This is a genomic window from Cupriavidus sp. OV096, assembly GCF_900115455.1.
Taxonomy (GTDB): Bacteria; Pseudomonadota; Gammaproteobacteria; order Burkholderiales; family Burkholderiaceae; genus Cupriavidus.
Genome location: NZ_FOWM01000016.1, coordinates 1 through 24,533, shown reverse-complemented (window position 1 = coordinate 24,533; position 24,533 = coordinate 1). Strand labels below are relative to the sequence as shown.

Below are 24,533 nucleotides of genomic sequence, written 5' to 3'. Positions count from 1 at the left end.
GGCCGGGGTGCACACCCCGGCATGGCGCGCCGCCTGGGCGGGACCATGGCCCAATATCGCGGGGGCGGGGCATCTCGTAGGCTACGAGCATCAGCGATGCTTGCGCGATTGCCGATCCTGCCGATGGTCAACCTGTGGTCAATCTATGGGGCCTACCGAGACCTTTGTCGTCATCGTCGATGACGACGACGCCGTAGCCCGCGCGATTGCGCGGCTGCTGCGCGCCGCCGGCGTCGTCGTGGATACCTACGCCAGCGGCCTGGCGCTGCTGGACCGCCTCCACGCCGACCCCGGCTACCGCCCCGACTGCGTGATCCTCGATGTCTGCATGTCCGATATTGACGGCCTGGAAGTGCAGCAGCGGCTGATGCCCATCGGCCTGCCCGTGCTGTTCATCACCGCCTATGACGTGCCCGAGGCGCGCACCCGCGCGCTGGCCAACGGCGCGCTGGGCTATCTGCGCAAGCCGTTCAACGCGTCCCAGCTGCTCGCCCTGATCCCGCCCCCCCGGTCCTGACGCGGGGTGGCCCTTGGTCCAATTGCCATGGATTGCGGCGCGGCACAAGCTAGGTCGAGAAGCGCCCTTTGCATGGCGTGGGCGTGGCATGTGTGGATGGGAGACCGCAATGCGCAGCAGGATCGGCCGAGGGGGAGTGACGCTGCTGGCGGCGCTGGTGCTGGTGCTGGGCGCGGGCTGCGGGAAGGAGGAGCGCAAGGCCGCGGCGCCGCCGGTGACCGACGTCGGCGTCATCACCGTGTCGTTGCGTGACGTGCCGCTGAACTTCGAGTTCGTGGGCGAGACCCAGAGTTCCCAGCAGGTGGAGATCCGGGCCCGCGTGAACGGCTTCCTGGAGCAGCGCACCTACACCGAGGGCTCGCTGGTCAAGGCCGGCGACGTGCTGTTCCGCATGGACCAGAAGCCATTCCAGGCCGCGCTGTCCGCCGCCAACGCGGAGCTGGCGCAGCAGCAGGCGCGGCTGACCACGGCGCGCGCCAACCTGAACCGCGTGCGTCCGCTGGCCGCCAAGAACGCCTTGAGCCAGAAGGACCTCGACGACTCCACCGGCCAGGAACAGGCCGCGGCGGCGGCTGTCGAGCAGGCCAAGGCCAACGTCGTCAACGCGAAGCTGAACCTCGGCTATACCACCATCACCTCGCCCGTGAACGGGCTGTCCAGCTTCGCCAAGAAGCAGGTGGGCTCCTATATCGACCCCACCAACAGCCTGCTGACCTACGTGGCCAAACTGGACCCGATGTGGGTCAACTTCAGCCTCTCCGAGAACGAAGTGCTGCAAACACGCTCCCAGACGGCATCGGGCGCGCTGCGCATGCCTGAGCGCGGCGCGCTGGAGGTGGAAGTGATCATGGCCGACGGCAGCGTCTATCCGAGCCGGGGCCGCATCGCCTTCCAGGACGCCTCCTTCAGTGCCGAGACCGGCACCTACCTCGTGCGGGCCGAGGTGGCCAACCGCGATGGCCAGCTACGGCCGGGCCAGTTCGTGCGGGTGCGGGTGATCGGCGCCCAGCGCACGCGCGCCATCACCGTGCCGCAGGAGGCGGTGATCCAGGGCCAGCGCGGCGAATCGGTCTGGACCGTGGACAAGGACAACAAGGCGCAGTCGCGCGCCATCGAGGTGGCCGAATGGACCGAGGGCAACTGGGTGGTGCGCTCCGGCCTGCGCGAAGGCGACGTGGTGATCGTGGACGGCACGGTGCGGCTCGCGCCCGGCGCGCCGGTGCGGCCCACACCGGTAGGGGCGAAGCCGGCCTCCGCGCCGGCAGCCCAGGGCGCACAGAAATCGGCTGACCAGAAATCGGCGGCCCAGCCCGCGCCCGGTGAGAAGGCCGCGCCATGACGCTGTCGCACTTCTTCATCGACCGGCCGATCTTTGCATCGGTGCTGTCCATCATCATCGTGGTGGGCGGGCTGGTGGCGATGTTCAACCTGCCGGTGGCGCAGTTCCCGGACATCACGCCGCCGAGCATCACTGTGACCACCACATACCCCGGGGCGAGTTCCGAGGTGGTGGCGCAGAACGTGGCCGCGCCGATCGAGCAGCAGGTGAACGGCGCGGACAACATGCTCTATATGTCGTCCACCAGCTCGTCCACCGGCAACATGACGCTGACGGTGTACTTCGAGATCGGCACCGACCCGTCGCTGGCCCAGGTGGACGTGCAGAACCGCGTGAACCTGGCGCTGCCCACGCTGCCGGATGCGGTGACCAAGCAGGGGGTCTCGGTCCAGAAGCGGTCGTCGGCGTTCATGATGGTGATCGCGGTCTACTCGCCGGACAACAGCTATCCGCAGACCTTCGTCGACAACTATACCAACATCTACATCCTTGACGCGCTGAAGCGGATTCCCGGCGCCAATCAGGCCGCGATCTTCGGCACGCCGGACTACGCGATGCGCGTCTGGCTGCGGCCGGACCGCATGGCGCGGCTCGGCATCACCGTGGAGGACGTGAAGAACGCGGTGGCGGCGCAGAACGAGCAGTTCTCGGCCGGGCGCATCGGCTCCTCGCCGACCGACGGGCCAGTCAAGCAGACCTTCCCGGTGGCCACCAAGGGCCGCATGACCGAGCCGGCCGAGTTCGACAACATCATCCTCCGTGCTGCCTCGGGCGATGCGGCCATTGTGCGGCTGAAGGACATCGGCCGGGCCGAGCTGGGTTCGAAGGACTACTCGCTGCGCAGCCGCTTCAAGGGCAAGACCGCCACGCTGATGGCCGTCTACCAGCAGCCGGGCGCCAACGCGCTGGACGTGGCCAAGCAGGTGCGCACCACGCTGGAGACCATGAAGAAGTCGTTCCCGCCCGGGCTGGAGTACGAGGTGGCGCTGGACACCACGGAGTTCGTGCAGGAGTCGATCAACGAGGTGGTGCATACGCTGCGCGACGCCGTGATCCTGGTGATTTTGGTGGTCTACCTGTTCCTGCAGAGTTTCCGCGCCACGCTGGTGCCGATCCTGGCCGTGCCGGTGTCGATCATCGGCACCTTCATGGCGATGTCGGCGTTCGGCTTTTCGGTGAACATGCTGACGCTGTTCGGGATGGTGCTGGCCATCGGCATCGTGGTGGATGACGCCATCGTGGTGATCGAGAACGTCGAGCGGAATATGGTCGAGTTCAACATGCCGCCCAAGATCGCCGCCAAGCACGCCATGGACGAGGTGGGCGGGCCGGTGGTGGCCATCGTGCTGGTGCTGCTGGCCGTGTTCATCCCGGTGGCCTTCCTCTCCGGCATCACCGGGCAGCTGTACAAGCAGTTCGCCATCACGCTGGCGGTGTCGGTGTTCCTGTCTGGCATTGTGGCGCTGACGCTGTCGCCCGCGCTGGCGGCCATCCTCCTCAAGCCCGGCACGCACAAGAAGAACCGATTCTTCCAGTGGTTCAACCGCAGCTTCGACCGCATGGTGGAAGGCTACGGCAGCAGCATCCAGCTGGTGATCCGCCGCGTGTTCATCTCCGTGGCGCTGGTGCTGGCGCTGATCGTGGCGAGCGTGCTGCTGTTCATGCGCATTCCGTCGTCGTTCCTGCCCGTGGAGGACCAGGGCTACCTGTTCGGCGCGGTGGTGCTGCCGGACGCGGCGAGCCTGGACCGTACCGGCGACTTGTCCAAGCGCGCCGAGCAATGGTTCGCGGCGCAGCCGGGCGTGAAGTCGGTGGCCACGCCGGACGGCTACAGCCTGATCGACTCGCAGAACAAGTCCAACGCCGGCACGCTGTTCATCACGCTGAAGAGCTTCCACGATCGCGGCAAGGGCGAGAGCGCCGAGGACCTCATCACCAAGGCCAACCGCGAGTTCTCCACCTGGCGCGAGGGGCTGGTGATCCCGGTCAATCCGCCGTCCATCCCGGGACTTGGCACCACGGGCGGTTTCGAGTTCTGGCTGCAAAGCACCGGCGACGGCACCTACCAACAGCTGGAGGCGCGCGCGCGGGCCTTCATCGCCAAGGCGCGCCAGCGGCCCGAGCTGCGCAGCGTGAGCACGACGATCAACACGCGCTCGCGCCAGTTGCTGGTGGACCTGGACCGCGAGCGCGCCGAGACCCAGGGCGTGCCGGTCGATCAGGTCTACTCGGCCCTGCAGACCATGTTCGGCTCGCTCTACGTGAGCCAGTTCCCGAAGAACAGCCGGCTGTTCCAGGTCATCCTGCAGGCCGAGCCGCAGTTCCGTTCGCGCCCGGAAGACCTCGACAAGGTCTATGTGCGCAACACCCATGGCGACATGGTGCCGATCAAGGCCGTGACCACCTCGCGCTACGTGGCCGGCGCGGACCTCGTCACGCGCTTCAACAACTTCCCGGCCGCCAAGATCACCGGCGACGCCGCGCCCGGCTACAGCTCCGGGCAGGCGCTGACCGCCATGGAGGAAGTGGCCGCCGAGGTGCTGGGCGAGGGCTACAGCTTTGCGTGGAGCGGGCAGGCGTATGAGGAGAAGAAGGCCGGCTCGACCGCCGCCATGGTGTTCGCCTTCGCGCTGCTGATGGTGTTCCTGATCCTGGCCGCCCAGTACGAGAAATGGTCGCTGCCGATCGGCGTGCTGCTGGCGGTGCCGTTCGCGCTGTTCGGCGCGCTGGTCGCCATCCTGATACGCGGCATGCAGAACGACGTGTACTTCCAGATCGGCCTGACGGTGCTGATCGCGTTGGCGGCCAAGAACGCCATCCTGATCTTCGAGTTCGCGGTGGAGATGCGCATCAAGGAGGGGCTGAACGCCTACGACGCGGCGGTCAAGGCGTCCAAGCTGCGGCTGCGGCCGATCATCATGACCTCGCTGGCCTTCATCCTGGGCTGCATTCCGTTGGCCATCGCCAGCGGAGCTTCCGCGGCGAGCCGGCAGTCGCTCGGCACGGGGGTGATCGGCGGCATGCTCGGCGCCACGGTGATCGCGGTGTTCTTCATCCCGATGTTCTTCTGGGCGCTGGAGCGCCGCACCGCCGGCAAGGTGCCGGACCAGCCGACGCCGGGCCATCCGCCTTCGGGTCATCCGCCCGAGCCGGGGCTGGAGCCGCCCGCCGATGCGCCGGCCGCGCCGGTGCGCCGGGGAGACCCGCCATGAGCCACGTGCACTGGCAGGCGCTGGTTGGTGCCGGCGCCTTGATGGCAGGCGGCTGCGCGGTGGGGCCGGACTACGAACGGCCCGCCGTGGACGTGCCCGAGACCTATCGCTTCGCGGAGACCCCGCCGGCTACGGCCACGCCTACGGCCGCCACGCCCGCCACGCCCGCCATCGATCCGCAATGGTGGGGCCAGTTCGGCGACCCGGTGCTCGACGCGATGATCGCCCAGGCGCTGGAGCGCAATCGCGACATCCTGATTGCCGCCGCCCGTGTGGACGAGTACTACGGGCGCGTGATGTCCACGCGCGGCCTGATGTTCCCGCAGGTCGGCGTGGAGACGTTGGCAAGCCGTCAGCGCCTGAGCAACAGCAGCGGCACGCTGTCGCCGGTGGGCAATCCGTTCAACCAGGTGCAGGCCGATGTGTTCGCCTCGTGGGAGATCGACCTGTTCGGCCGGCTGCGGCGCCTGACCGAGTCGGCCCGCGCGCAATGGGCAGCCTCCGACGAGGCGCGCCGGGCCGTGGAGATCAGCGTGGTGGCGGCCGTGGCCTCGGGCTACGTCACGCTGCGCGATCTGGATAACCGCCGGCTGGTGGCCGGCGACACGCTCGACAGCCGCGCCGGGGCGTTGGAGCTGTTCCGGCAGCGCTTCGAGGGCGGGGTGGTGTCCGAGGTGGAACTGGCGCAGGCGCAGTCCGAGTATGCGTCGGCGCTGACCTCGGTGGCGCTCTACGACCAGCTGGTGGCGCAGCAGGAGAACCTGCTGTCGGTGCTGATCGGCGAGAACCCGCGCGCCATGCCGCGCGGCCTGCCGATTGGCGAACTGCGCCCGCCGACGATTCCGTCCGGCCTGCCGTCCGACCTGCTGGAGCAGCGCCCGGACCTGTTGCAGGCCGAGCAGCAACTGGTGGCCGCCAACGCCGAGATCGGCGCGGCACGGGCCGAGTACTTCCCGACCATCACGCTGACCGGGCTGTTCGGCGCGGCCAGCACGGCGCTTTCCGGGCTCTGGGTGGGCGCGGCGCAGACGTGGTCGTATGGCGCGTCGGTGGCGATGCCGATCTTCAGCGCGGGGCGGATTGCGGGCGATGTCCGGCAGGCCGAGGCACGCCAGCGGCAGGCGCTGCAGGGCTACCAGCAGGCCATCCAGACCGCGTTCCGCGAAGTGGCGGACGCACTGGTGGGCGTGCAGCGCACGCGCGATCAGCTCACGGCCAAGACCGCGCAGGTCGATGCGCTGGCGCGCTATGCCGCGCTCGCGCGCGACCGCTACGAGGGCGGCTACACCAGCTACCTGGAGGTGCTCGACTCGGAGCGCGCGCTGTTCTCGGCCCAGATCGACCAGTCGAGCCTGCGCGGTACCGAGTTCGGGCAGATCGTGCAGCTTTACAAGGCGCTCGGTGCTGGCTGGCCGCTGCGCGCAGCCGGCATCCCGCAAGCGGAGCGCCGGGATCAGGCATCCACAACGGAGAGATGACATGAAAAAACGAGTGCTGGTGATGGTGGCGATGATTGCCATGGCAGGCGCGGCGCAGGCCCAGCCGGATACCAAGGTGGATGTCACGCGTGGACAGGGGACGGCCACGATGACGGGCACCGCCAAGGTGAACGCGACGATCACGAAAATCGACGCGCCCACGCGCACGGTGACCCTGAAGACGCAGACGGGCAAGGTCGTCGACCTGGCCGTGGGCCCCGAGGCGCGCAACTTCGACCAGCTCAAGGTCGGCGACAAGGTGGCGGTGGAATACCGCGAGGCGCTGACGCTGAAGCTGGAGAAGGGGAGTGGGCCGCTGTCGATGGAAACCAAGCCCATCGAGGAGCGCTCGGCGCCGGGTGCCAAGCCGGGCGGCGTGATTGGGCAGGAGGTGACCGTGGTGGCCGATGTGGTGGCGGTCAGCCCGTCCAAGCACACCGTGACGGTGAAGGGGCCCAAGGGCAATGTCATGGACCTGATGGTGGAAGACCCCGCCCAGTTGGCCGAGGTGAAGAAGGGCGACCGCATCAAGGCCGTCTACACGCAGGCCGTGGCCGTGAACGTGCAGGCGGCGACGAAGTAGCCCTGTCGCACCTATCGCACCTACTGCCATGTCGCGCCGCCTTGTTGTCAACCTCCGCGTCTGCGCCGGCCTCGCCCTCTGTGCGATGGCCTGGCCGGCCCAGGCGTACTTCGACCATTTCCTGAACAACACCATCGTCGGCCGGCTGAGCCGCCCGCAGACGGAGACGCTGGCCGACATCTACCGCAAGGCCTTGTCCGAGAAGGACGATGGCAGCAGTACGCCGTTTGAGCTGCCAGCGGACAAGGACGCGAAGGCCGCCGAAGGCAGCATGACGCTGATCCAGACCACCCAAAAGGGGGATCAGCGTTGCCGTCAGGTGAAGTCGGAGTTCCGGCAGGCCGGCAAGTCCGAGAAATGGACGGGCTGGTACTGCCGCAAGGGCGACGGCGACTGGCGGCGCACGCAGATGAAGCAGTAGCCGGGCCGTCCCTCACTTGGGTGATGCGCGCTCCGCATGGTGGACCATGGTCCAATACCGGCGCGTGCCCCGGTTGAATATCTTGTTCAGGAAGCAGTGTCCGCGCTCGGCGCGGACGCTTTGACCATCGTTACCCCCTTGCGAGGCATGCACCATGAGCCGACACGATACGTCGAAGCTGGCGAGCCTTTCGCCCTTCGAACTCAAGGATGAACTGATCAAGCTGGCCGGGAGCGTGTCCAACCGGCTGATGCTCAACGCGGGGCGGGGCAACCCCAATTTCCTGGCCACCGTGCCGCGCCATGGCTTCCTGCAGCTTGGGCACTTCGCCATGATCGAGTCGGAGCGGGCGTTCTCCTACCTGCCCGTGGGCGTGGGCGGATTCCCGCGCCGGGCCGGCATCGAGGAACGCTTCGACCAGTTCTCGCGCCAGCACCATGACGTGCCCGGCGTGGCCTTCCTGACCGGCGCGGTCTCGTACGTGCGCGACCAGCTCGGGCTGGACGGCGGCGACTTTCTCTACGAGATGTGCGAGGGCTTCATGGCCTGCAACTACCCGGTGCCGGACCGGATGCTGCGGCTCAGCGAAAAGATCGTCAAGCAGTACATCCGCCGGGAGATGATCGGCGCGCATCCGTTCGAGGGCGACTTCGACCTCTACGCCGTGGAAGGCGGCACGGCGGCCATGACCTACCTGTTCAACTCGATGCGCGTGAACGGGCTGCTGCGCGCGGGCGACACCATCGCGCTGGGCATGCCGATCTTCACGCCGTACATCGAGATTCCCGAGCTGAAGGAATACAACCTCCACGAGGTGAATATCAACGCCGACCCGGCGGCCGGCTGGCAATACCCGAACGAGGAACTGGACAAGCTGCGCGACCCCAAGGTCAAGGCGTTCTTCCTGGTCAACCCGAGCAACCCGCCCTCGGTGCGGGTGAGCGATGCCAGCCTGGAATACCTGGCGGACATCGTCAAGGAGCGCCCGGACCTGATCATCCTGACCGACGACGTGTACGGCACCTTCGCCGACAACTTCGTCTCGCTGTTCGCCATGTGCCCGCGCAACACCATCCTGGTGTACTCGTACTCGAAGTACTTCGGCGCCACGGGCTGGCGGCTGGGGGTCATCGCCACGCATAAATCGAACTTGTTCGATGCGCAGATCGCCGCGCTGCCCGATGCCGACAAGAAGGCGCTGAACGAGCGTTATTCGTCCATCACCACCGAGCCGGCCAAGCTGCCGTTCATCGACCGCATCGTGGCGGACAGCCGCACCGTGGCCCTGAACCATACGGCGGGGCTTTCCACGCCGCAGCAGGTGCAGATGGTGCTGTTCTCGCTGTTCTCGCTCATGGACACGGCGGACACCTACAAGGACACCGTGAAGCGCCTGATCCGCAGCCGCAAGGCCGCGCTGTACCGCGGCATGGGAGCGAAGGCCGAGGCCGTGGACGAGAACGTGGTGGATTACTACACGCTGCTCGACGTGGAGCGCGAGAGCCGCGAGGTGGGGCCGGAGTTCGTGAAGTGGCTGCTGGACTCGATCAAGCCGCACGAGCTGCTGTTCCGGCTGGCCGAGGAGGCCGGCGTGGTGCTGCTGCCCGGTGGTGGATTTGGGACCCAGCATCCGTCCGGACGGGTCTCGCTGGCCAACCTCAACGAAGAGGACTACGTGAAGATCGGCCGCTCGGTGCGCAAGCTGCGCGACGAGTACCTGGAGAAATACCGGGCGCAGGGCGGCAAGGTGGGCAAGGCGGATAAATCGGACAAGTCCGAAAAATCTGACAAGTCGGGCAAGGGCAAGTCAGGCAAGTAGCCGCCCGCACCCAGAAGAACAACCCGAAGGAGGTGCTTCATGAACTGGTTCGTGACGACCCTGAAAGCCTACCCGGAGATCTCGATCTTCCTGGCGCTGGGCATCGGGTACTGGGTGGGCGGCAAGAGCTTCAAGGGCTTCAGTCTCGGGGCGGTGACGTCGACGCTGCTGGTGGCGATCGTGATCGGCATCCTCGGCGTCAAGATCTCGGCCAACGTGAAGTCGGTCTTCTTCCTGATGTTCCTGTTCGCGGTGGGGTACGGCGTGGGGCCGCAGTTCGTGCGGGGCATCGCCAAGGACGGCGTGCCCCAGGCGATTTTCGCGGTGATCCTGGCGGTGCTGTCGCTGGTGGTGTCGGTGGGGGCGGCGATGATCGCCGGGTATGACCTCGGCTCGTCGGCGGGGCTGTTCGCCGGCTCGCAGACCATTTCGGCGTCGATGGGGCTGGCGACGGACGCCATCAACCGGCTGGGCCGCTCGCCCGAGGAAACCAAGGAGTTGCTGGACGCCATGCCGATTGCCTACGCGGTGACGTATATCTTCGGCACGGTCGGCTCGGCCATCATCCTGGCGCAGATCGGGCCGAAGCTGCTGGGCATCGACCTCGTGAACGCCTGCAAGGAGTACGAGCACCTGCTGGGCGCCAGTGACGATGCCGCCGGCACGCAGTGGCACAACTTCGAGCTGCGCGCCTACAAGCTGGCGCCCGACGCGCCCTACATCGGCAAGACCGTGGGCGATGTGGAGTCCCACACGCAGGCGGGCTTCCGGGCGTTCATCGAGCGCATCCGGCGCGACGGCAAGATCATCGAGACGGACCCGTCCACGGTGCTGCAGGCCGGCGACGTGGTGGCGATTGGCGGCAAGCGTAACCAGCTGATCGAATTCCTTGGCCCGCGCGGCGCGGAGGTGGAAGACCGCGAGCTGCTGGACACACCCACCGAGGGCGTGGACATCTACATCACCAACAAGGCCGTGGATGACAAGACGCTCGAGGAACTGGCGCACGAGCCCGGCGCGCGCGGGGTGTTCCTGAGGAAGATCAAGCGCGGCCCGACCGAGACCGTGATCCCGGTGCTGCCGAAGACCAAGCTGTATCGCGGCGATGTGGTCACGCTGGTGGGCCGCACGCGCGACATCAACGCCACGGCCAAGACCCTCGGCTACGTGGACCGGCCGACCACGGTGACCGACGTGGCCTTCATGTCGCTGGCGATCACGGTGGGCACGCTGATCGGGGCCATCGTGCTGAACGTGGGGGGCATTCCGCTGACGCTGTCCACCGCCGGCGGCGCGCTGATCGCGGGGATCATCTTCGGCTGGTATCGCGCCATCCACCCGACCTTCGGCCGCATTCCGGAACCGACAGTCTGGTTCATGAACTCGGTGGGCTTGAACGTGTTCATCGCCGTGGTGGGCATCTCCGCCGGCCCGGGCTTCGTCGCCGGGCTCCAGAAACTCGGCATCAGCCTGTTCCTGTGGGGCATCTTCGCCACCGCCGTGCCGCTGTTCATCGGCATGTTCATCGCCAAGTACGTGTTCCACTTCCACCCGGCGCTGCTGCTCGGCGTCTGCGCCGGGGCGCGCACCACCACGGCGGCACTCGGCATGCTCTGCGAAGCGGCCAAGAGCCAGGTGCCGGGGCTGGGCTATACGGTGACCTACGCGGTCGGCAACACGCTGCTGACGATCTGGGGGATGGTGGTGATCATGATTTTGGCGTGAGGGGGCCAAAAAAGGGGAGTGGTGCGGGATGCACTCGCGGTGCGGGGGATGGTGCCCGGGGTCGGACTCGAACCGACACGCCTTGCGGCGGGGGATTTTGAGTCCCCTGCGTCTACCTGTTTCACCACCCGGGCATTGGGCGGCGATACCCGGACGGGCATCGCGCGGCGATGAACCGCGGATTATGCCGGAAATCGCCCCGCCGAACAACCGCCCCGGGCTTGCGGTAGCATAGCGCGCAGCGCCGCCCGCTTCGCCCCCGTCCTCGTCGCGGCGTCCCCATCGGAGCACCGTGACATGTCAGACCAGCCGTCCCTGGCCAGCCTTGCCGAGTTGCCATCCCAGGACCCCGCGTTCTACGCGCACGCCTATAACAACCGCGCCCGGGTGCCGGACAACGCCACGCACATGGCCCGCTGGGCTGCCGATTCGGCGCTGGTGCGGGCTGCCGCGGCGTCGTACCTCGAGAACCTGCCCTATGGCGACCCGGCGTCGCCCCATGCCGACGACGAGCGCCTCGACTATTTCCCCGCCACGGGCGTGCCCGCCGGCACCCGTCCGCCGCTGCTGGTGTTCGTCCACGGCGGCTACTTCCGGGCGCTCGACAAGCGCGACCACAGCTTCGTGGCCAGCCTGCTGCCCCGGCGCGGCGTGTCGGTGGCGATCATCAACTATTCGCTGTGCCCGGCGGTCACGGTGGAAGCCATCGTCCGGCAGGTGGTGCAGAGCGTGGCGTGGCTGTACCGGCAGGGCGATGCGCTCGGCCATGATCGCGACCGCATCTTCGCGGCCGGGCATTCGGTGGGCGGGCATCTGGTGACCATGCTGATGGCGGCGCTGTGGCCGCAGGTGGGCGCAGACCTGCCGGTGGGCCTGATCCGGGGCGGTCTGTCGATCAGCGGCCTGTACGACCTCGAACCGCTGCGCCGCGCCGACTTCCTTCAGGTGGACCTGCGTCTGACCGAGTCAGATGTCGTGCGCCTTTCGCCGGCCTTCCTGCCGCCCGCCACGCGCGCGCCGTTGCTGACGGCGGTGGGCGAGATCGAATCGAGCGAATATCACCGCCAGAACGCGCTGATCCGCGCCGCCTGGCCGGACAACGCGCGCGAGGACATCCCGCTGCCGGGCCGCCATCATTTCAACGCGATGGACGACCTGGCGCGCGACGGCAGCCCGATGCTGCGCGCGCTGCTGGCGATGATCGGCGGGATGTAGGGGAGGGCAGGCTTTAGGACGCGTCCGAGTCCGGCGCCTGCTTGTGTTCCAGCAGGCGCAGCAGCGACGAGGTGTCGTCGCGTCCCCAGCCGTTTGCCATCATCTGGTCGAGCTGGGCCGAGGTGACGCGCATCGCGGGCAGGTCCAGCCCGATCTGCTCGGCGATGTCCTGCGCCAGCCCGAAATCCTTGGCATGCAGCCGCGATTCGATGCCGGCGGCGAAGTCGCGCGCCACCATCTTCGGCCCCAGCAGATCGAGCATGCGGCTGCCCGCAAAGCCCGTGGAGATCGCCTGGAACACCTTGCCGGTGTCCACATCCTGCGCGGCGGCAAAGCGCATGGCCTCGGCGATGCCCTCGATATTCACCACCTGGGCGATCTGGTTGCACAGCTTGGCGACCTGGCCCGCGCCGTGGTCGCCGATATGCGTGATCGACTTGCCAATCAGGTTCAGCAGCGGCCGCACGGTCTCCAGGTGCTCGGCCTTGCCGCCGACCATGATGGTCAGCGTGGCGGCCTGCGCGCCGGTCGTGCCGCCCGACACCGGGCAGTCGAGCGCGTGGATGCCGCGCGCCGCCAGCGACTGGGCAATCTCGCGCGTGACGATCGGCGAGATTGTGCTGTGATCGACGCAGATCGTGCCGGGCGCGGCGCCCTCGATCACGCCATCCTTGCCGAGCAGCACCGTGCGCACGTCTTCCGACGAGGTGACATTGGTGAACACCACGGCCGCTCCGCGTGCGGCGTCAGCCGGCGTGAAGCACGGTTCCGCGCCGAGCTGGCGGGCCGCGTCGGCGGCCTCCGGGCGGCGTACGAAGGCCCGTACCGTGTGGCCGCCAGCAATCAGGTGGCCGACCATCGGCGCGCCCATCGCGCCAAGGCCAATAAATGCAAGGGTGGTCATCCGCGGTTCCTTATCCCCATCGTAAAAAAAGCCATGTGCCGCCGGCTTGGGCGACACATGGCGAGGATAGCCGAGGATGCCGCGCGGCGCCACGCAGGGGCCTGCGCGGGCTCCGGGGCAGGGGCTCAGAACGGCAGTTGTTGGATGGCGCGCAGGATTAGCAGGGGGCTGTTGGGCCCTTCCTTGCTGCTGAAGGCGAACGCATGGCCGGGGCGCACGGCCTTCACGCAGAACGAGATCGTCTTTTGGCCAGCCGCGAGTGCGTTGGCCACCGCCGCGCTGACATCGATCTGCCGAGATTGCTGCACATGGTTGAGGTGAAGCCGTCCGACGAACCGGCCGCCGCACGCTGGCGCGTTGGCCATGGTCAGGGTGTCTTCGTTCCACGCCGTGTCGGTGACGAAGACCTGCAGGATATCGGCCGCCGTGCCGGTGACGTTGCCGCCATGGAGCATGATCCGGTACTCGGGCTTGAAGCGGGCGGGCAGCGCCTGCGCGCCCTCCGGGATCTGGAACTTCATGTAGAAGCTCAGCGGCGGCGTGGCGCCTTGCGCCGCCTCGGTGGCCAGTTTCACGTCGCGGCCGAATGTCGTGTGGACATCATTGCCGCCGCTGACCATCGCGTCAGCCTCGGGCGCGTTGTAGTCGTACGGAATTTCCCGGGCGCAGGCGCGTTCCTTGTTGAGGCATTGTTCGGTCAGATAGTGCATGGCCTTGGGCTGCCAGCCATTGAAGAAGTCGGCATGCCCCGAATAGAGGGGCCCCCAGTTCTCCTGGGATACCTTGCCATGCGCGTTCAGCGTCGGGTCCTTCGAGAGCTGCGCATGCGTGAGATCGCGCACCTGGCCCAGCGCATAGGCGAGATTGATGCTCAGGTGCGGCACGCGCACCGGATAGCCGACCGGGCAGGCGCCGCTCTGGTCGGCATAGGCCATGTTGTTGTAGCCGCCGTGATGGGAGCGCAGCGTCGGATTCAGGTTGATGCCGTCCCAGCAGGTGGGGAAGCTGATGCCGATGTTGAGTTGCGTCCCCTTCACCGGATCGGGCACGCAGTCAGTCGGGATGGTGTTGGTGTAGCCCCTGCGGCTGCCGGTGCACAGGAACGAGATGCGCGGGTTGGGCTGCGTGCCGGCGTGGTTGCCGGCCAGCATTTGCAGGCCGGTTGGCATGACACTGACCGGGTAGCGGTTGGAACTGGGCACCGCCACGTTCGAGTAGTAGGTCTTCTTGTAGGTGGGCGGCACGATCGTGCCGTCGGGCAGCTTCAGCGAGGGGGCCCAGTACGAGCTGGTGTCCGCAGCGTTCTCGCAGGTGGTGCCGGACTTTGCCAGCAGGTCGGCGCCCGTGGTGTAGGCGTCTGCCGCCGTGTTGCCGAAGAAGTCATGCCGCATCGCCGTGCCCGGCCGCTTCGGGTGAACGATGGGGTCGTCCGCCAGCGTGTGCGAGTACAGGCAGAGCGCGTTGGCGCGGCCGTCGCGCAGGGTGCCCTGCGCCATTGCGGAGAAGCTGGCGGCCAGACCGCCCGCCAGGACAAGGGTTTTGAGACAGGAAGCGTGCATCGGTCGTCGTGGTTGTCGGAATGGCTGCCTGACAGGATCAGGCGCGGCCGATTCTAGCGACGACGGACGCAACGAATCGTCTCAATCTCCTTGTTCTTGATGCACTTGAATAATCAAAGTTTTTGCGAGGCCGCGAGGCGCCACAGCGAGGTCACCTCGGCCTTGCGGGCCTGGTGCAGCGGATCGTCCGGATCACTCGCCTTGGGATGGCGCGGGCGGATGTCGGAGCGGCCCAGCACCTTCAGCCCGGCGTCTTCGATCCAGCCCAGCAGTTCCTCGCGCGTGCGCAGGCCCAGATGCTCGGCGAAGTCGGAGAGCAGCAGCCAGCCCTGGCCGGCCGGCTCCAGATGCTCGGCAAGGCCGGCGAGGAAGCCGCGCAGCATGCGGCTCTCGGGATCGAACACGGCATGCTCGACCGGCGAACTCGGTCGCGCGGGCACCCAGGGCGGGTTGCAGACCACCAGCGGGGCGCGGCCGGCGGGGAAGAGGTCGGCCTCGACCACTTCCACCTGATGGGTCAGACCCAGCCGGCCGAGGTTGTCGCGGGCGCATTGCAGCGCGCGCGGGTCCTGGTCCGTGGCCACCACGCGGCGCACGCCGCGCTGCGCCAGCAGGGCCGCCAGCACGCCGGTGCCGGTGCCGATGTCGAAGGCGAGCTTGTCCGAGGGCAGCGCTTCCTTGGCGACGAGGTCGAGGTATTCGCCCCGCACCGGCGAGAACACGCCGTACCACGGGTGGATCCGTTCGCCCAGCACCGGGATCTCGACGCCCTTCTTGCGCCACTCGTAGGCGCCGATCAGGCCGAGCAGTTCGCGCATCGAGGCCACATAGGGCGCCGTGGCCGGGCCGTAGACCTGCGTGCAGGCCTCAGCCACCTCGGGCGCGCGGCGCAGCGGCACCACGTGGCCGGCGTCGAACGGCAGCAGCAGCATGCCCAGCGTGCGCGCGCGTTGCGACTGCGCCAGCCGGTGCTTGTGGAACGCCTCGGTCATGTTGGCCGGCGGCTTGGGCGCGCGCTTGGGCTTGCGGTCGGTGCGGCGGGCCATGGCCTGGAGCAGCTGGCGCGCGTTCTGGAAGTCGCCGCGCCAGAGCAGGGCCACGCCTTCGCTGGCCAGCCGAAACGCCGTGTCGGCGGGCGTCTGGTCATCGGCAATCACCACGCGCTTTGGCGGCGGCAGGCCGGCCTCGGAGCGCCACAGCGCGCTGCGCTCGGCGCCGTCTTCGGTCCAGTGGATGGTGGGGAGGGAGGAGGAGTCAGACATATCTATATAGAGGGAGGCGTGCGCCACATCGGCAGGCAATCTTAAATGTGCCGATTACAGCTCATAGGCCTCGTGATCGCCCGACATCGCCTGTTCCACGAGCTTGCGGTTCAGGGTGGGCGAGAACAATTCGATGAAGGTATAGACGAAGCTGCGCAGATACGCGCCCTGTTTGACGGCCAGATGGGTCACATTGGTGCCGAACAGGTGGCCGACCGGGATGCCGCGCAGGTTGCGGTCGCGCTCGGCATCGAACGCCACACCGGCCACGATACCGATGCCCAGGCCGATCTCGACATAGGTCTTGATCACGTCTGCGTCGATGGCCTCGAGGATGATATCCGGCTCCAACTGGCGCAAGGCGAATGCCTTGTCAATCTTGGGGCGGCCCGCGAAATTCGGATCGTAAGTGATCAATGGATAACTTGCGATGTCCTCGAGCGCGATGTGCTTCTTTTCCAGCAAGGGATGGTCGGGCGGCGTGATGACCGTATGCGACCACTGGTAGCCGGGCAGCGACACCAGGCCCTTGTCCCCCGAGATGCCCTCGGTGGCGATACCGATGTCGGCCTGGTCGTGCAGGATCATGTCCGCGATCTGCGAGGGGTTGCCCTGCTGGATCGACAGCCGCACCTTGGGGTAGCGCTTGGTGAACTCGCCGATCACGCGCGGCAGGGCATAGCGCGCCTGGGTGTGCGTGGTGGCGATGGTGAAGTTGCCTTGATCCTGGGCAGCGTAGTCCTTGCCTACCCGCTTCAGGCTCTCCACCTCCTGCAGGATCTTCTCCACGGAGGTCAGGATGCGGCGCCCCGGCTCGGTCAGGCTGCGGATGCGCTTGCCGTGCCGCGTGAAAATATCGACGCCCAGCTCCTCCTCCAGCTCGATGATGGCCTTGGAGACGCCAGGTTGTGACGTATAGAGCGCTTTAGCGGCTTCGGTCAGGTTGTAGTTCTGACGGACGGCCTCGCGCACGAAGCGGAACTGGTGCAGGTTCATATAACTCGGTGCGTATAAACAAACAACTTCTTATTAGTTTGAGATATGAGGCCAGTTTATTACGATTTTCGAACTTTGTTAAATAACGGCCTGCCCGTATTGCGTCCGCGCCCAGCCTGAACCCCGGCGAAGCGCGGAAGTGACGGAAAAGGCATTGTTGAGAACCCCCCGAATGTCCCTTGCGTATACCGCTTCCGGTCTGCTGGTAGGTATCTTGGTCGGCCTGACCGGGGTAGGCGGGGGTTCGCTCATGACGCCGCTGCTGACCCTGCTGTTCGGCTTCTCGCCGGCCACGGCGGTGGGTACCGACCTCGCGTTCGCTTCGATCACCAAGGGCTTCGGCACCATCGCGCACCGCGCCCATGGCCACGTGCAATGGCAGGTGGTGCGCCGCCTCTGCATCGGCAGCCTGCCCGCCGCACTGGTCGCCATCCTCGTACTCAAGAGCGCCGGCGAGCTGGACGCGCGCTGGCTGCACGGCATTCGGCTGATGATCGGCGTGTCGGTGCTGCTGACCGTATTGTCGCTGCTGTTCCGCAAGCAGATGCTGGCCTGGCTCGAACGCAACCCGCGTTTCCAGCTGGAAGGCCGCCGCCAGGTGGTGGCGACCGTGGTGGTGGGCGCCGTGATCGGCGTGCTCGTCACGGTGTCGTCGATCGGCGCCGGCGCGGTTGGCGCCACGCTGATCCTGTTGCTGTACCCCCATATGAAGCCGGCCGAAGTGGCTGGCACCGATATCGCCTACGCCGTGCCGCTCACGGCGGTGGCCGGGCTGGGCCACGTGTGGCTCGGCACCGTCGACTGGAATTTGTTGCTGGCGCTGCTGGTGGGCTCGATCCCCGGCATCTGGCTGGGCGCGCAACTGTCCCGGGCGCTGCCCGAGCGGCTCGTGCGCGCCGCCCTGGCCACCACGCTCACGCTGGTCGCCATCAAGCTCGTTTCCTAAGCATTCAACGAATACTGAACGGACCCACACCATGTATCAGTACGATCAATACGACCAGCGCATCGTCCAAGAGCGCGTTGCCCAGTTCCGTGACCAGGTGCGCCGCCGCCTCTCCGACGAACTGACCGAAGAGGAATTTCTGCCGCTGCGGCTGCAGAACGGCCTGTACATGCAGCGCCATGCCTACATGCTGCGCGTGGCCATTCCGTACGGCCTGCTGGCGTCGAAGCAGATGCGCATGCTGGCGCATATCGCGCGCGAGTACGACCGTGGCTACGGCCACTTCTCCACGCGCCAGAACATCCAGTACAACTGGATGGACCTCGAGCGCGTGCCGGACGTGCTGGCCGACCTCGCCAGCGTGGAGATGCACGGCATCCAGACCTCGGGCAACTGCGTGCGCAACATCACGACCGACCACTTCGCCGGCGTGACGCCGGACGAGACCGTGGACCCGCGCGTGCTGGCCGAACTGCTGCGCCAGTGGAGCACCTTCCAGCCGGAATTCGCCTTCCTGCCGCGCAAGTTCAAGATCGCGATCTCGGCCTCCGCCAACGACCGCGCCGTGGTGCAGATGCACGACATCGGCATCTACGCCTACCGGAACGCCGCCGGCGAGACGCGCCTGCGCATCCTGGCCGGTGGCGGCCTGGGCCGCACGCCGATCCTGGGCACGATCATCAAGGACGACCTGCCGTGGCAGCACATGCTGACCTACGTGGAGTCCGCGATTCGCGTGTACAACCGCTACGGCCGCCGCGACAACAAGTACAAGGCCCGTATCAAGATCCTCGTGAAGGCTATCGGCGCCGAGAAGTTCGCCGCCGAGGTCGAGGAAGAGTGGCAGCACAGCAAGGACGGCCCGGGCACCATCACGCAGGACGAGTTCGACCGCGTGGCGCAGTACTTCGCCCCGCCGGCCTACGAGAAGCTGGCCGACACCGACGCCGGCTATGAGAAGCACCTGCTCGAGGACAAGGCGTTCGCGCGCTGGGTCAGCCGCAGCGTGCACGCCCACAAGGTGCCGGGCTATGCCGCCGTGACGCTCTCCACCAAGCCGGGCCCCGTCTCGCCCCCGGGCGATGCCACGGACAAGCAGATGGAAGCCGTGGCCGACCTGGCCGACCGCTACGGGTTTGGCGAGCTGCGCGTGGCGCACGAGCAGAACCTGGTGCTGCCGGACGTCAAGAAGCATGACCTTTTCGCCCTCTGGCAGGAAGCGAAGCAGGCCGGCCTGGCGACGGCCAACATCGGCCTGCTGACCGACATCATCGCCTGCCCGGGCGGCGATTTCTGCTCGCTGGCGAATGCCAAGTCGATCCCGATCGCGCTGGGCATCCAGGAGCGCTTCGACAACCTCGACTTCGTGTACGACCTCGGCGAGATCTCGCTGAACATCTCCGGCTGCATCAACGCCTGCGGTCACCACCACGTGGGCAACATCGGCGTGCTGGGCGTGGACAAGGACGGTTCCGAGTGGTACCAGGTGACCCTCGGCGGCGCCCAGGGCAACAACACCGCGCTGGGCAAGGTCATCGGCCCGTCGTTCAGCGCCGAGGAAATGCCCGACGTGGTGAGCCGCATCATCGAAACCTTCGTCGCGCACCGCGTCGAGGACGAGCGCTTCATCGACACGTTCGCCCGCATCGGCATCGCCCCGTTCAAGGAACGTGTGTACGCCGACAAGCAGCGCGAAGAGCGCGCCGAAGCCTGACGACCCCGGAGAGACTGAACATGGCAAAGATTATTCAACTGCAACGCGACGCCGCCGACCTCCGCCCCGTGATCGTCGAGGACGACTGGACCGTGCTGCGCGCCACCGAGACCGAGCCGCTGGACGACGCCCGCGTGGCCGCCGCCGCGCAGGGCACGGACGCCGTGCTGTTCCCGCTGTCGGTGTGGAAGGCGCACGCAGCGCTGCTGGCCGGCCGCGACAAGGCCATCACCGGCGTGTGGCTGGCTCCTGAAGACGAGCCGGGCGATGCCGAGGCGCTCTTCGACCGCGTGTCGCTGGTCGCCGTCGATTTCCCGGTGTTCCGCGATGGCCGCGGTTTCTCGTCGGCCTACCTGCTGCGCACCCGTTACCACTGGGACGGCCAGCTCCGCGCCATCGGCGACGTGCTGCGCGACCAGCTCAACTTCATGAAGCGCTGCGGCTTCGACGCCTTCGCGGTGCGCGCCGACAAGAACATCGACGACGCCATCAAGGGCTTCACCGAGTTCACGGTGGCCTATCAGGCATCGGTGGACGAGCCGCTGCCGCTGTTCCGCCGCAACCGTGCGGAAGTGACCGCCCGGGGCGCCGCATGAGCGCAGTGATCTCCGACATCCCTGTGGTGGAGCTGGGCGCGCCGGTGTCCGGCCTGCGCCCGCCCGCGCTGTGGACCCAGCCGGTCTACACGGGCACGGTGGAGGCGCTGGAAGCCAAGGAACGCGCGCTGGCCGAGCGGCTGGCCGAGATTGCGGGCCGCTTCTTCCGCGCCCGCTTCGCCACCAGCCTGGCTGCCGAGGACATGGTCCTGACCGATGCCATCCTGCGTGGCGGTGACGCCGTGCGCGCCGGCATCCGCGTGTTCACGCTGAACACGGGCCGCCTGCACGCCGAGACGCTGGCCGTGCTGGATCAGGTGCACACGCACTACGGCTACGCCATCGAGCAGTTCACGCCGGACCCGGAAGCAGTGGAGAACTACCTGAAGAACCACGGCCTGAACGCGTTCTACGACAGCGTGGACCTGCGCAAGAGCTGCTGCGGCATCCGCAAGGTGGAGCCGCTGAACCGCGCGCTGTCCCACGCCGATGCCTGGATGACCGGCCAGCGCCGCGAGCAGGCCGTCACGCGTGCCGAGCTGCCGTTCGAGGAGCTGGACGAAGCGCGCGACATCCCCAAATTCAATCCGCTGGCCGACTGGACCGAGGCCGAGGTCTGGGCCTATCTGGTGCGCCACAACGTGCCGGTGAACGCGCTGCATGCCAAGGGCTACCCGAGCATTGGCTGCGAGCCGTGTACGCGCGCCGTGAAGGCTGGCGAAGACGTCCGCGCAGGACGTTGGTGGTGGGAGACCAAGGACTCGAAAGAGTGCGGGCTCCACGAGCAGAACATCAAGCATTGAAGTATTGAATCGAGGCCGAGAACGACATGGGCATCATGAACGACATCGCAGAAGCAGGGGTTGAACACCTGCTCCAGGTCCAGAACGACCACCTCGACCGGCTGGAAGCCGAGTCGATCTACATCATCCGTGAAGTGGTGGCCGAGTGCCGCAACCCGGCGCTGCTGTTCTCCGGCGGCAAGGATTCGATCGTCATGCTGCACCTGGCGCTGAAGGCCTTCCGCCTGGGCGACCGCAAGGTGGAACTGCCGTTCCCGCTGGTGCACATCGACACCGGCCATAACTACCCGGAAGTGATCGCCTTCCGCGACCAGCGCGTGGCGGAACTGGGTGCGCGCCTGGTGGTGGGCCATGTCGAGGATTCGATCAAGCGCGGCACGGTGCGCCTGCGCAAGGAAACCGACTCGCGCAACGCGGCGCAGGCCGTGACGCTGCTGGAAACCATCGAGGCGCACAAGTACGACGCGCTGATGGGCGGCGCCCGCCGCGACGAAGAGAAGGCCCGCGCCAAGGAACGGATCTTCTCGTTCCGCGACGAGTTCGGCCAGTGGGACCCCAAGGCCCAGCGCCCCGAGCTGTGGAGCCTGTACAACGCCCGCATGGCCTCGGGCGAGCAGATGCGCGTGTTCCCGATCTCGAACTGGACCGAGCTGGATGTGTGGCAGTACATCGCCCGGGAAAACCTGGCCCTGCCGCCGATCTACTATGCGCACGAGCGCGAAGTGGTGCGCAAGAACGGCCTGCTGGTGCCAGTGACGCCGATCACGCCCAAGCAGGACGGCGATGTGAGCGAGGTGCTGTCGGTACGCTTCCGGACCGTGGGCGACATCTCCTGCACCTGCCCGGTGGCCAGCACGGCCGCCAACCCGGTGGACATCATCGCCGAGACCGCGGTGACCGAGATCACCGAGCGCGGCGCCACCCGGATGGACGACCAGACCAGCGAGGCGTCGATGGAGCGCCGCAAGAAGGAAGGCTACTTCTAAGCCGCAGCCAAGGACCACACATCATGACTAGACAAGCATCTCACCAGGGCCTGCTGCGCTTTATCACCGCGGGTTCCGTGGACGACGGCAAGAGCACGCTGATCGGCCGCCTGCTGTATGACAGCAAGGCCGTGCTGTCCGACCAGCTGACCGCGCTGGCCAACGCCAAGAACAAGCGCACCGCCGGCGAACAGATCGACTTCTCGCTGCTGACCGATGGCCTGGAAGCCGAGCGCGAGCAGGGCATCACCATCGACGTGGCCTACCGCTACTTCTCCACGGCGCGCCGCAAGTTCATCATCGCCGACACGCCGGGGCACGAGCAGTACACCCGCAACATGGTGACCGGCGCCAGCACGGCGCACGCCGCCATCGTGCTGGTGGACGCCACGCGCGTGACCGTGCAGGGCGGCCGTGCCGAACTGCTGGCCCAGACCAAGCGCCACTCGGCCATCCTGAAGCTGCTGGAGATCCAGCACGTGATCGTCGCCATCAACAAGATGGATCTGATCGAGTACGACGAGCAGCGTTTCAACGAGATCCGTACCGCGTACACCGAACTGGCCGCGCAACTGGGCCTGAAAGATGTGCGATATGTGCCGGTGTCGGCGCTTCGTGGTGACAACATCGTCCACGCCAGCGACGCGATGCCGTGGTACTCGGGCGAGCCGCTGCTGCCGCTGCTGGAGGCCCTCCCAGTCGAGGAGCCGGCCCCCGAGGGCGACGCCGCGCTGCGCTTCCCGGTGCAGCTGGTGATCCGCCAGGACGGCGCCCAGTCGGACGATTTCCGGGGCTACGCCGGCCGCGTGGAAGCGGGCACCGTGCGCGTGGGCCAGAAGCTGCGCGTGCTGCCGGCCAACCGCGACGCCGTGGTGGCCGAAGTGCTGACGCCGAACGGCGCCGCCGACTCGGCCAACGCGGGCGACACCGTGACGGTGCGCCTGTCGGAAGACGTCGATGTATCACGCGGTGACATGTTCGTCGCCGCCGACGCCGCCTCGGTCTCGGCCAAGAAGCTGCAGGCCGACCTGTGCTGGTTCGACGACGAATCGCTGAATCCGTCGCGCAAGTACGTGCTCAAGCACACCACGGCCAGCGTGTTCGCGCGCGTGTCGGCGGTGGATCGCGTGCTGGACGTGCACACGCTGTCGCACGAGACCGGCCGCCATGACATCCGCCTGAACGACATCGGTTCGGTGCAGTTGTCGCTGCAGAAGCCGATCGTGTGCGATGTCTACGGCGATAATCCGGCGACGGGCGCGTTCGTGCTGATCGACGAAGCGACCAACCACACGGTGGCGGCGGGCATGATCCGTGCGTATAGCTGACATCGACATCGTCAGACGGCAAGTAGAACAGTGAGCGAGATGACCCCGCATCAAGACAAACGGACCGGACGCGTGACCCTGATTGGTGCAGGCCCCGGTGCGGCCGACCTCATTACGGTGCGTGGTGCACGCCTGCTGGGCGAGGCCCAGGTGGTGCTGCACGACGCGCTGGTGTCGCCCGAGATGCTGGCCTGGTGCCCCCAGGCGCAACTCGTGGAGGTGGGCAAGCGCTGCGGGCAGCGCAGCACCGCACAGCTGTTCATCAATCGCCAGATCGTGGACCTGGCCACCAAGTACGAGCGCGTGGTGCGCCTCAAGGGCGGCGACCCGATGCTGTTCGGCCGCGCCGACGAGGAACTCCAGGCGCTGGAAGCGGCAGGCATCGAGTATGAGGTGGTGCCGGGCATCACGGCAGCGCTGGCGGCCGCCTCGGCCATCCGCAAGCCGCTGACCAAGCGCGGCGTCTCCCGCAGCGTGGCCTTCGCCACCCAGGCCAAGGCGGCCGATGCGGTGGACGTGGAAGCCGACGTCCGCGCCGACACCATCGTCTATTACATGGGGCGCGACCAGGCGGCCAACATCGCCGCACAGCTGATCGCCCACGGCAAGCCCGCCACGACGCCCGCATGGGTCGTGGAAGCGGCCACCACCCCGAAGCAGCGCAGCCACCAGTTCACGCTGCGCCAGATGGCGGCCGGGGAGGCTGCGGCATGGATGGACCCCGTGCAGCCGAGCCTGCTGATGATCGGCGAGGCACTGGCGGATCGGGCGACGGAATCCGTGGAAGAGGCTGGGGCGGACGAACCCCATCACGAGCGCGCCGCCTGAGTCTTGGCGGGAGGCGTATGAAAAAGCCAGAGCGATGTGAACTGACCCCCAGAAGTTGGACGGTTGATGGCTAGGCCGGAAAGGGCTGAGTCCTGTATTGCACAGGACTCAGCCCTTTTAGTTTGAGCTTGATGCGGTCATGATTGTAGTAGTGAATGTATTGGCGCAGTCCATCCTGCAGTTGCTCGATGCTGGTGAACTTGTTCAGGTAGAAGAATTCGGACTTTAGGATGCCGAAGAAGCTCTCCATGGCAGCGTTGTCGAGGCAGTTACCTTTGCGCGACATACTGGGACGGACACTG

Annotated in this window: 21 protein-coding genes and 1 tRNA gene; 16 read left to right on the top strand and 6 right to left on the bottom strand. The window is 67.0% G+C overall.

Annotated features, from left to right (window positions below):
- Nucleotides 1-145: 145 nt before the first annotated feature.
- The 8 genes from BM115_RS24800 (at nucleotide 146) to aspT (ending at nucleotide 11,094) form a co-directional block, all read left to right on the top strand.
- On the top strand, nucleotides 146-517 hold the full coding sequence (locus BM115_RS24800; protein ID WP_092300820.1) for a response regulator transcription factor: 372 nt from the start codon (nucleotides 146-148) through the stop codon (nucleotides 515-517).
- A 109-nt stretch (nucleotides 518-626) separates the two neighbouring features.
- Nucleotides 627-1,856: an efflux RND transporter periplasmic adaptor subunit gene (locus BM115_RS24795; protein WP_092300817.1), complete on the top strand. Its 1,230-nt coding sequence runs from the start codon at nucleotides 627-629 to the stop codon at nucleotides 1,854-1,856.
- Nucleotides 1,853-5,068, top strand: a complete 3,216-nt coding sequence (locus tag BM115_RS24790; protein ID WP_092300814.1) for an efflux RND transporter permease subunit — start codon at nucleotides 1,853-1,855, stop codon at nucleotides 5,066-5,068. The genes BM115_RS24795 and BM115_RS24790 overlap by 4 nt, the downstream gene beginning before the upstream one ends.
- Complete coding sequence (locus BM115_RS24785; protein ID WP_092300811.1) at nucleotides 5,065-6,546, top strand: efflux transporter outer membrane subunit; 1,482 nt, start codon at nucleotides 5,065-5,067, stop codon at nucleotides 6,544-6,546. Before BM115_RS24790 ends, BM115_RS24785 begins: the two co-directional genes overlap by 4 nt.
- A 1-nt stretch (nucleotide 6,547) precedes the next feature.
- Entirely contained in the window at nucleotides 6,548-7,129 is a 582-nt protein-coding gene (locus BM115_RS24780) for a DUF1344 domain-containing protein (RefSeq protein WP_092300808.1), read from the top strand.
- Between the two features lie 28 nt (nucleotides 7,130-7,157).
- Nucleotides 7,158-7,550, top strand: a complete 393-nt coding sequence (locus tag BM115_RS24775) for a hypothetical protein (protein WP_092300805.1) — start codon at nucleotides 7,158-7,160, stop codon at nucleotides 7,548-7,550.
- Between the two features lie 154 nt (nucleotides 7,551-7,704).
- Nucleotides 7,705-9,369 carry a bifunctional aspartate transaminase/aspartate 4-decarboxylase gene (locus BM115_RS24770; protein WP_092300803.1) on the top strand — a complete coding sequence of 555 codons (1,665 nt, stop codon included), beginning with the start codon at nucleotides 7,705-7,707 and terminating at the stop codon, nucleotides 9,367-9,369.
- A 39-nt stretch (nucleotides 9,370-9,408) separates the two neighbouring features.
- Nucleotides 9,409-11,094 (top strand): aspartate-alanine antiporter, encoded by a 1,686-nt coding sequence (aspT, locus tag BM115_RS24765; protein ID WP_092300800.1) that lies wholly within the window; start codon nucleotides 9,409-9,411, stop codon nucleotides 11,092-11,094.
- Nucleotides 11,095-11,143: 49 nt separating this feature from the next.
- Here the strand turns inward: aspT and BM115_RS24760 are convergent.
- Nucleotides 11,144-11,228 (bottom strand) — tRNA-Leu (locus BM115_RS24760).
- 163 nt (nucleotides 11,229-11,391) lie between these two features.
- Here BM115_RS24760 and BM115_RS24755 point away from each other — a divergent pair.
- On the top strand, nucleotides 11,392-12,309 hold the full coding sequence (locus BM115_RS24755; protein WP_092300797.1) for an alpha/beta hydrolase: 918 nt from the start codon (nucleotides 11,392-11,394) through the stop codon (nucleotides 12,307-12,309).
- Nucleotides 12,310-12,322: 13 nt separating this feature from the next.
- Here BM115_RS24755 and BM115_RS24750 read toward each other — a convergent pair whose 3' ends face one another.
- The 4 genes from BM115_RS24750 to BM115_RS24735 form a co-directional block, all read right to left on the bottom strand.
- On the bottom strand, nucleotides 12,323-13,213 hold the full coding sequence (locus tag BM115_RS24750) for an NAD(P)-dependent oxidoreductase (protein WP_092300794.1): 891 nt from the start codon (nucleotides 13,211-13,213) through the stop codon (nucleotides 12,323-12,325).
- Nucleotides 13,214-13,338: 125 nt separating this feature from the next.
- Nucleotides 13,339-14,772, bottom strand: a complete 1,434-nt coding sequence (locus BM115_RS24745; protein ID WP_092300792.1) for a DUF1996 domain-containing protein — start codon at nucleotides 14,770-14,772, stop codon at nucleotides 13,339-13,341.
- A 113-nt stretch (nucleotides 14,773-14,885) separates the two neighbouring features.
- Nucleotides 14,886-16,034, bottom strand: coding sequence for a methyltransferase (locus BM115_RS24740; RefSeq protein WP_092300789.1), 1,149 nt, complete (start codon nucleotides 16,032-16,034; stop codon nucleotides 14,886-14,888).
- A gap of 54 nt (nucleotides 16,035-16,088) precedes the next feature.
- Nucleotides 16,089-17,030 carry a CysB family HTH-type transcriptional regulator gene (locus BM115_RS24735; RefSeq protein ID WP_092300786.1) on the bottom strand — a complete coding sequence of 314 codons (942 nt, stop codon included), beginning with the start codon at nucleotides 17,028-17,030 and terminating at the stop codon, nucleotides 16,089-16,091.
- 172 nt (nucleotides 17,031-17,202) lie between these two features.
- On the opposite strand from BM115_RS24735, the gene BM115_RS24730 reads away from it, so the two are divergent.
- The 7 genes from BM115_RS24730 to cobA are packed head-to-tail and all read left to right on the top strand — an operon-like array spanning nucleotide 17,203 to nucleotide 24,231.
- The gene (locus BM115_RS24730) at nucleotides 17,203-17,976 is read left to right on the top strand and encodes a sulfite exporter TauE/SafE family protein (RefSeq protein ID WP_092300783.1); all 774 of its coding nucleotides are present in this window, start codon (nucleotides 17,203-17,205) and stop codon (nucleotides 17,974-17,976) included.
- Nucleotides 17,977-18,007: 31 nt separating this feature from the next.
- On the top strand, nucleotides 18,008-19,690 hold the full coding sequence (locus BM115_RS24725; RefSeq protein WP_092300780.1) for a nitrite/sulfite reductase: 1,683 nt from the start codon (nucleotides 18,008-18,010) through the stop codon (nucleotides 19,688-19,690).
- A 20-nt stretch (nucleotides 19,691-19,710) separates the two neighbouring features.
- Nucleotides 19,711-20,286, top strand: a complete 576-nt coding sequence (locus BM115_RS24720; protein WP_092300777.1) for a DUF934 domain-containing protein — start codon at nucleotides 19,711-19,713, stop codon at nucleotides 20,284-20,286.
- Nucleotides 20,283-21,089, top strand: coding sequence for a phosphoadenylyl-sulfate reductase (locus tag BM115_RS24715; protein WP_092300774.1), 807 nt, complete (start codon nucleotides 20,283-20,285; stop codon nucleotides 21,087-21,089). Before BM115_RS24720 ends, BM115_RS24715 begins: the two co-directional genes overlap by 4 nt.
- Before the next feature lie 26 nt (nucleotides 21,090-21,115).
- Nucleotides 21,116-22,075: a sulfate adenylyltransferase subunit CysD gene (gene cysD / locus BM115_RS24710; protein ID WP_092300771.1), complete on the top strand. Its 960-nt coding sequence runs from the start codon at nucleotides 21,116-21,118 to the stop codon at nucleotides 22,073-22,075.
- 23 nt (nucleotides 22,076-22,098) lie between these two features.
- Nucleotides 22,099-23,403: a sulfate adenylyltransferase subunit 1 gene (locus tag BM115_RS24705; protein ID WP_092300768.1), complete on the top strand. Its 1,305-nt coding sequence runs from the start codon at nucleotides 22,099-22,101 to the stop codon at nucleotides 23,401-23,403.
- A 39-nt stretch (nucleotides 23,404-23,442) separates the two neighbouring features.
- Nucleotides 23,443-24,231, top strand: a complete 789-nt coding sequence (gene cobA / locus BM115_RS24700; RefSeq protein WP_092300765.1) for a uroporphyrinogen-III C-methyltransferase — start codon at nucleotides 23,443-23,445, stop codon at nucleotides 24,229-24,231.
- A gap of 70 nt (nucleotides 24,232-24,301) precedes the next feature.
- Here the strand turns inward: cobA and BM115_RS24695 are convergent.
- A partial coding sequence (locus tag BM115_RS24695) for an IS3 family transposase (protein ID WP_143093937.1) occupies nucleotides 24,302-24,533 on the bottom strand: 232 nt, incomplete at its 5' end.